This window comes from Pseudomonas sp. L13, from assembly GCF_009935965.1.
GTDB classification, from domain to species: Bacteria; Pseudomonadota; Gammaproteobacteria; order Pseudomonadales; family Pseudomonadaceae; genus Aquipseudomonas; species Aquipseudomonas lactis.
Window position 1 is genome coordinate 20,859 of the sequence record NZ_QODJ01000072.1, and the last position, 6,143, is coordinate 27,001.

Sequence of the window (6,143 nt, forward strand, 5' to 3'; positions counted from 1 at the left end):
TGAAATGATCACCACCGCGTTTATCAGGTTCGTCACGATCCTTTGGATGAGCCTGTTACCTCTGATCGCGGTGGCCCTTGAAGAGCCTCACGCTTTGCGGCTGTTGGGGCACTCTCATATCGAAACCCCGCAAGTGGCGCTGGACGAGGCCGATTGGCGTTGGCTGCGTGAGCGACGCTCATTGCTGATGGGCGTTTCGGCGCCCGATTACGCACCTTTTGACTTGACCAATAATAACGACGAACTCGAAGGTATCACGGCTGATTTTGCCGCATTGGTCGGCCAGGCCCTGCATATCTCCATCGAGGTTCGGCGTTACGACACCCGCGATGAGGTGGTCGAGGCGCTGAAGCAGGGGGCGGTGGATTTCCTCGGCTCCGCCAATGGCTATGAAGCGGCCGACCCGCAACTGCTGCTGTCTCGCTCTTATGCTAACGACCAACCGACTCTGGTGACCCGCAGCGGTGACAGCCAGGTATTGAGTGACGACCTGGCCGGCCAGCGCGTGGCAATGCTCTATCACTACATGCAGCCCGACGCCGTACGGGCGTTCTACCCCAAAGCCCAGTTGGAACTGTTTGCCTCGACGTTCGAAGCCATTGGCGCCGTGGCGTTTGGTCGCGCCGATGTCTACCTGGGGGATGCCATCAGCAGCAATTACCTGATCAATCGCAACCACCTCAATAATGTACGCATGGCGGATTTTTCCGGCCTGGAAGTCAACCCGTTTGCGTTTGCTGTCACCCGCGAAAATGCGCGCTTACTGCCCATCCTCAATGCCGCGCTGGAGGCGATTCCCGCGAGCGAGCAGATGGAAATCCTGCGCCGCTGGAGCGGAGGTAACCTGGGCATAATCGGCGTTGACCGGCTGCACTTGAGCGCCAGTGAACAACGCTGGGTGCAGAAAAACCCACGGGTCAGGGTCGCGGTGCTCAATGACTTCCTACCGTTATCTTTTATTGGTGGTCGAGGTCAATTCGAAGGGTTGAGTGCCGAGGTGTTATCGCGCATCAGCTTGCGCACCGGCTTGAAGTTCGATGTGGTGCCAGGCAGTTCGTTGCCGCGCCAGGTCAACATCGTCAGTGCGGGGACGGCGGACATGCTGGCGGTTATCACCCCCAGTGTGGAGCGGGCAGATAAAGTACGCTTTACCCGGCCCTACCTGACCAACCCCTTTGTGCTGGTAACCCGTGACAGTCCACACAGCCCGCTCACGTTGGAGGAGATGGTTGGCAAACGCTTGGCCATGGTGGTCGGCAATGGCCTGCACGATGAGATAGCGCAGAATTTTCCAGGCGTGATGTTTGTCGATGTGGAGAACCCCCAGCAAGCCATGGCGCTGGTGGCCAACGGTGACGCTGACGGCGCGGTCAACTCGTTGATCAGCGCGCGCTATTTGATCAGCCGGTATTACCGCGACCGCTTGCGTGTCACCAGTACGGTCGGCACTGAGCCTGCACGCGTGACCTTTGGGGTCAACCGCAGTCAATTGGAGTTGTATTCGATCCTCGACAAGGCGCTGCTGAGTATCACCCCGCAGGAAATGGACGAATTGATTGGCCAGTGGCGCAGCGAGGTCATCATCGAGGACAGTTACTGGTTGCGTTATCGCAACGTGATTCTTCAGGGCTTCGGGTTGGCGGCGCTGTTGTTGGCCGTCACGCTGGGCTGGGCCATTTACCTGCGCACCTTGATTCGTAAGCGGCTACAGGCCGAGCGGGCGCTGAGCGATCAGATGCGGTTCATGAGCGTATTGATCGATGGCACGCCGCACCCGATTTACGTGCGTGATCGCCAAGGGCGGCTGATGGCCTGCAATAACGCCTACCTCGACGTGTTTGGCTACAAGCTTGAAGACGTGATCGGCAGGACGGTGGTGGAAACCGACGTCGAAAACCCGCCACAGGCCCAGTCGTTTCATGAGGATTACCTGCGCTTGATGGCGGGGGGCGAGCCGCAGATTCATGATCGAATACTCAAGGTGCCCAATGGCGATGTGCTGACCATCTACCAGTGGATGCTGCCGTACCGCGACGGCGACGACAAGGTGGTGGGCATGATTGCCGGTTGGGTCGACGTGAGCGAGCGGCACCGGTTGCTCGGCCAGCTACAGGAAGCCAAGGACGATGCCGACGCCGCCAATCGGGCCAAGACGACCTTCCTGGCGACCATGAGCCACGAGATCCGCACGCCCATGAACGCCGTGATCGGCATGATCGAGCTGGCGTTGAAAAATGCCGAGCAGGGGCGGGTCGACCGCGACGCCCTGGAGGTGGCCTCGGTGGCTTCACGGGGCATGCTGGAGTTGATCGGCGATATTCTCGATATCGCGCGCATCGAGTCGGGGCACTTGTCGTTGACCCTGGAACCCGCCAACCTGCATGAGCTGTTGGCGTCGGTCGCACGCGTGTTCGAGGGGCTGGCCCGCGCCAAGGGGCTGGCGCTGCAGGTTGAGCTGGACCCGTTGATTGACCGGGCGGTGCTGGTCGACCCGCTGCGATTCAAGCAGGTGGTATCGAACCTTTTGAGCAATGCCATCAAGTTCACTTCTCATGGGCAGGTCAGTCTGGTTGCGCGGGCTAAGGTCGAGGACGATCGCTTGGGCGTCCAGTTATGGGTGCAAGACACCGGCATCGGAATCAGCATCGCCGATCAGCAGCGGTTGTTCAGTGTGTTTATCCAAGGCAGCAATAACCAGCAGTCGGCACGTAGCGGGTCTGGGCTGGGGTTGGTGATCAGCCGCAGCTTGTGTGAAATGATGGGCGGCCAGTTGCACTTGAGTAGCGTGTTGGGGCACGGGACTCGGGTGGACGTGACGTTGACCCTGGCCATGACCGCCACGTTGCCGGCCCCGGTTGAGCCTGCGCAAGAGGCGGCGCCTGAGGGCCGTGCGCTGAAGATTCTGGTGGTGGACGACTACCCGGCCAACCGCTTGCTGCTGGCTCGACAGTTGAGCTTTCTGGGCCACCATATCGTCACGGCCGAAGACGGTGTTCAAGGGCTTGAACAGTGGCGAGCGGGGCAGTTCGACGGCGTCATTACCGATTGCAACATGCCGTTCAAGAACGGCTATCAGCTGGCACAGGAGATTCGCGCGCAAGAGCGTGAACAGGGTCTGGAACCCTGCCTGTTGCTGGGGTTCACCGCCAACGCCCAGCCGGAGGAGGCCGAGCGCTGCCGGCAGGCGGGCATGGATGGCTGCCTGTTCAAGCCAACCGGGCTTGACGACTTGCGGTCGGCGCTGGCCTCGCGTGTGGCCGACGCGGGCCCGCAGCCCGTGGCGACATTTGACTTGAGCACATTGGTCGCGCTGACCGGCGATGATCACGCTGCGCTTGTCGAGTTGCTGGCGCCGCTGCTCGAAAGCCTGGAGGCAGACCGTGCCTTGCTGCCACGTCTGGCCAGCCAGGCAGATTTTGCCAAGCTGCACGACCTGGCTCACCGTGCCAAGGGCGGCGCGCGGATGGTCAAGGCAAGCTCATTGATCGATAGGTGTGAAGCATTGGAGGTGGTGTGTGAACAGCGCGACCGTCAGGCATTGGGGCCAGCGGTTGAGGGCGTGGGTGAAGCGATCGATGTTTTGCATCACGGCTTGAGCGCTTATTGCAATCAGCCCTGACTGTGGTTGATCGCCATTCGGGAAATTTGGGAAAACTCTTACGCGAACCGGGAACATGCCTGATTTTGTCGTCGGCATATGTCTGGAAAATGGGCGAGGCTCACTGTCGAGCACTGCCTGCCCAGGGGTTTGCCATGCCGAACAAAGCACTGACCATCCTGATTGCCGATGAACAGCATCTGCAACGCCTGTACATCGAGAAAATGCTCAACCAGTTGGGTTATTACCGGATCGTGCCGGTGCAAACGTTCGAAGAGGTGCGGATTCTTACCGCCATTCCTGCCGAACCCTTCGATGTGCTGATAATCAATGCCGGGCTGATGGCCCAAGCCTATGAACCTCAGCCCCAGGTGCGTCATGTGCTGGTCTACGAGCATCTGAACCTGGGCGCACCTTGCGGAATAACACCAGCCGTGCGGGTGCGCCTGCCGAGCGTGCCGGACCACGTCAACCTCGAACACTTCATGGACATCGTCGACCCCTGCGAGACTGCCCACGGCCTGCGGGTGTTGCCGTGGCTGCGGGAGTTGTCCCGCATGCCGGTGGCCCCGGCATAACCTCACTGGGCCTGTGGCGAGGGAGCAAGCTCCCTCCAGATGTTGATTCTCACCGATCAGTCGGCTTTGCCGTGCTCCCGCAACCGCTCGGCGGCACTGCGTAACAACTGCTCGGTCCCGTCCCAACCCAGGCAACCATCGGTCACCGACACGCCGTATTTCATCGACGCGCTCAGCGGCTGGCAGCCTTCGAACAGGTGACTCTCAAGCATCATACCCACCAGCGAGGTATCACCTTGCAGGCGCTGCTCCAGCACGTCATTGAATACCGCCGGTTGGCGCAGCGGGTTCTTGCCGCTGTTGGCATGGCTGCAATCGACCATGATCCGCGCCGCCACTTTGGACTTGGCCAGGTCATGCTTTACGTCGGCCACGCTCTGCGCATCGTAGTTCGGCCCACGGTGGCCGCCGCGCAGCACCAGGTGGGTGTCGGGGTTGCCGGGCGTCTGGATGATCGCAGGGTGGCCCTGGCTGTCGACGCCGAAATGACGATGCGGGTGCGACGCTGAACGCATCGCATCGCAGGCAATGGCGACGCCACCGTCGGTGCCGTTCTTGAAGCCTACGGGCATGCCCAGGCCGCTGGCCATTTCGCGGTGAATCTGCGATTCGGTGGTACGTGCGCCAATGGCGACCCACGTGAGCAAGTCATCGAAGTAGCCGGCGGCCATGGGCTGCAGCAACTCGGTGGCGACCGGCAGGCCCAGGCGCAGCATTTCACGCATCAGCTCGCGGGACAGGGTCAGGCCGGCGGCCATGTCATCGCTGCCGTCCAAGTGCGGGTCGTAGGCCAGGCCTTTCCAACCCACCGTGGTGCGCGGTTTCTCGACGTAGGCACGGATCACCAGCAGCATCTGGTCGCTGACTTCAAGCGCGAGCTTCTTCAGATTGCGCGCGTATTCCATGGCCGATTCCGGGTCGTGGATCGAGCACGGCCCCACAATCACCAGCAAGCGTGAATCTTCGCCATTGAGGATGGCGCGCACGGCTTGGCGATGGGCGTGGACTTGTTCGTTGAGGAACGGGCTGAGCGGAAGTTGATGCTTGAGCTCAAGAGCGCTGGGCAAACGCTGGGTCAGGGCTTCATTGGCACTGTTGAGGGTAGAAACGGGCAAAGCGGCGACGGAGGAGTTCATATTCAAGGTTTCCTGGGCAAGCGGCGGGCGATTCCCGCACGCTTGGCCTACTGGGGTGTTCGACAATTGGCCGTATCGGCTACGTGTGTTGGCTTGCCACCACGGGGTGACCGGTCGGAGGCGGCAGGCTGTCCCGAACGGAGCTGGCTAAATCGCCATGCAGTGCAAGTGTCGTAGCGGTAATAGGTGGTGAAGTTCATGGTGTGATTCCTTTAAGTGATCGTGAGCAAACAGGTTGTCAGGCGCTAAAAAAACAAAACCCCCGGTCGGGGAGCCGACCGGGGGTTTAGATTTCTCTGGTAGGCGACCCCTTGAGTAGTGGGCGCCGATTTCAGGTATCAGGCGCGCCAGTGGCTAAACCAATACCCAAAATAAAAGCCGGCCAGTGCGCTCGAACCGTTCACACGGGTAGCCGACACCGAGCGCAAGGCGCTGGCAGCAGGGCAAACCTGAGTGTGGGTGAGTGGCAACATGGGGCTCTCCAAATGATGGGGGGAGCTTACTAGAGGCGTGCAGGTGGATTCAATCAGTAATTTCTATTGCGTGGCGGTACTTACCGCTATGGGCAACGCTGGACCTGTGGCGAGGGAGCTTGCTCCCGTGACGGGCTGACAGGCGACGCTGATCTAGTTGACGCACCGCGATCCAAATGTGGGAGCTGGCTTGCCTGCGATGGCGGCCTGTCAGCCGACGCCTATCTACCTGACACCCCACAATCCAACTGTGGGAGCGGGCTTGCTCGCGAAGGCGGCCCGGCAGTCAACACAGCTGGACCGGGTACATATCCGTTATTTAGGTAACGGCCACTTAGGGTTCCGCCCTGACGGCGGC

The 6,143-nt window shown here is 60.7% G+C and carries 3 protein-coding genes; 2 read left to right on the plus strand and 1 reads right to left on the minus strand.

Features of this window, described 5'->3' with window-relative positions:
- The first annotated feature begins 4 nt into the window (after nt 1-4).
- Together DK871_RS25185 and DK871_RS25190 are read left to right on the plus strand one after the other, a co-directional pair.
- The gene (locus tag DK871_RS25185) at nt 5-3,619 is read left to right on the plus strand and encodes a transporter substrate-binding domain-containing protein (RefSeq protein WP_178116084.1); all 3,615 of its coding nucleotides are present in this window, start codon (nt 5-7) and stop codon (nt 3,617-3,619) included.
- Between the two features lie 134 nt (nt 3,620-3,753).
- Nucleotides 3,754-4,176 (plus strand): chemotaxis protein CheY, encoded by a 423-nt coding sequence (locus DK871_RS25190; protein WP_161907043.1) that lies wholly within the window; start codon nt 3,754-3,756, stop codon nt 4,174-4,176.
- 56 nt (nt 4,177-4,232) lie between these two features.
- Here DK871_RS25190 and DK871_RS25195 read toward each other — a convergent pair whose 3' ends face one another.
- Nucleotides 4,233-5,312 carry a 3-deoxy-7-phosphoheptulonate synthase gene (locus DK871_RS25195; RefSeq protein WP_161907044.1) on the minus strand — a complete coding sequence of 360 codons (1,080 nt, stop codon included), beginning with the start codon at nt 5,310-5,312 and terminating at the stop codon, nt 4,233-4,235.
- Nucleotides 5,313-6,143: the final 831 nt, after the last annotated feature.

Excerpts from the sequence above, each read along its gene's own strand:
- DK871_RS25190 (WP_161907043.1), top strand. The coding sequence starts at position 3,754 with ATGCCGAACAAAGCACTGACCATCCTGATTGCCGATGAACAGCATCTG.
- DK871_RS25195 (WP_161907044.1), bottom strand. The coding sequence starts at position 5,312 with ATGAACTCCTCCGTCGCCGCTTTGCCCGTTTCTACCCTCAACAGTGCC.
- DK871_RS25185 (WP_178116084.1), top strand. The coding sequence starts at position 5 with ATGATCACCACCGCGTTTATCAGGTTCGTCACGATCCTTTGGATGAGC.